2 protein-coding genes are annotated in these 1,304 nt (G+C 66.8%); both read left to right on the top strand.

Going from position 1 to position 1,304, the window contains the following annotated elements:
* Positions 1-173: 173 nt before the first annotated feature.
* Positions 174-980: a GyrI-like domain-containing protein gene (locus I5M_RS31690; RefSeq protein ID WP_022724294.1), complete on the top strand. Its 807-nt coding sequence runs from the start codon at positions 174-176 to the stop codon at positions 978-980.
* An 11-nt stretch (positions 981-991) separates the two neighbouring features.
* On the top strand, positions 992-1,304 hold a 313-nt coding region (locus I5M_RS27265; protein ID WP_022724293.1), incomplete at its 3' end, for an SIMPL domain-containing protein.

Raw genomic sequence — 1,304 nt, 5'->3', positions numbered from 1 at the left:
TCATCTGATGCATTCTCGTCGCGCCTATATGCGAAAGCGCGCGGGCTTTGGCCAGTCACGCAGCCACAACAGAGCCATCAACGGGCCGCAATGACAGGGCAGGACGCCGCTCGACCCGCAGGGAATAAGGGTCCCGAACCGCATTGGGCCGCTACGCCAGGGAGAGATTGCCTATGAAATGCCCCCGACCGCATCGCCTCGCCCGGCTCGGGCTGATCGCGGCCGTCGCGACGAGCCTCGGCATCGCCGGCTCATCGGCGCAAACCACGTCCGACAAGCCCGCCGAGACGGCAGCGCCGGCCGCAAGCCAGCCCGCCGCCCCGACGCCGGCTCCCGCCCCAACATCTTCGGTGACGCCGGCCGCTCCCGCCGCTCCGGATGCAGCCGCGACGCCGGCGCCGGCAACACCGCCCGCCACGTCCGCCTCACCAGCCCCTGCAGCAACTCCGGCCCCCGCGACTCCGCCAGCCACCACGGCGTCTCCTGCACCGCCGGCCGCGCCGGCGCCGGTGCAGAGCGCCGATCCGTTTGGCGAGGAGACGACGCTGACGGCAAAGCCGGTGCTGATCCTCAAGGGCAAGGCCGACTGGGACAACGCCTTCGACACGCTGATGGAGTCGTTCCGCACCCTCAGCGGCTGGCTCGCCAAGCAGGGCGTGACGCCGAACGGCAATCCGATGATCGTCTACACCTCGACGGACGATAACGGCTTCACTTTCCAGGCGGAATATCCGGTGCCCGAAGCGCCGAAGGCGCTCGGCAAGAACATGAGCATGGGCCAGTCGCCGGACGGCAAGGCGCTCAAGTTCGTGCACCGCGGCTCCTACGACAACATGGACAACACCTACGAGGCGATCACCAACTACCTCGACGACAAGAAGATCGAGGCCAAGGACACCTTCATCGAGGAATACGTGACGGACCCGCTCAAGACTACCGAAGACAAGCTCGTCACCAACGTCTTTGTGCCGATGAAATGACGGTGGTATCCATGGTTCGAAATCTGCTGGCCGCCAGCACTCTCGTCGTCGCCGCGCTGATCGGCGCACCGCTGCACGCGCAGCAACCACCGTCCTCGCCGCCGAGCTTCCGGCCCGCCGTGACTGTGGTTGGCGAGGCGCAGGTCAATGTCGCGCCCGACATGGCACGGATCGAGGCCGGCGTTTCCAACATGGCGCGCACCGCCAAGGCGGCGTCCGAGGCCAACAATCTGGCGATGGGCAAGGTGCTGCTGGAGCTGAAATCCGCCGGCAGCGACCCGAAGGACATCCAGACCTCGCAGCTGTCGCTGCAACCGCAATACG

This window comes from Rhodopseudomonas sp. B29, from assembly GCF_000333455.1.
In the GTDB taxonomy this organism is placed as follows: domain Bacteria; phylum Pseudomonadota; class Alphaproteobacteria; order Rhizobiales; family Xanthobacteraceae; genus Rhodopseudomonas.
Note: the sequence above shows the minus strand (reverse complement) of the source record. Positions and strands in the feature narration are given on the sequence as shown.

Excerpts from the sequence above, each read along its gene's own strand:
- I5M_RS31690 (WP_022724294.1), top strand. The coding sequence starts at position 174 with ATGAAATGCCCCCGACCGCATCGCCTCGCCCGGCTCGGGCTGATCGCG.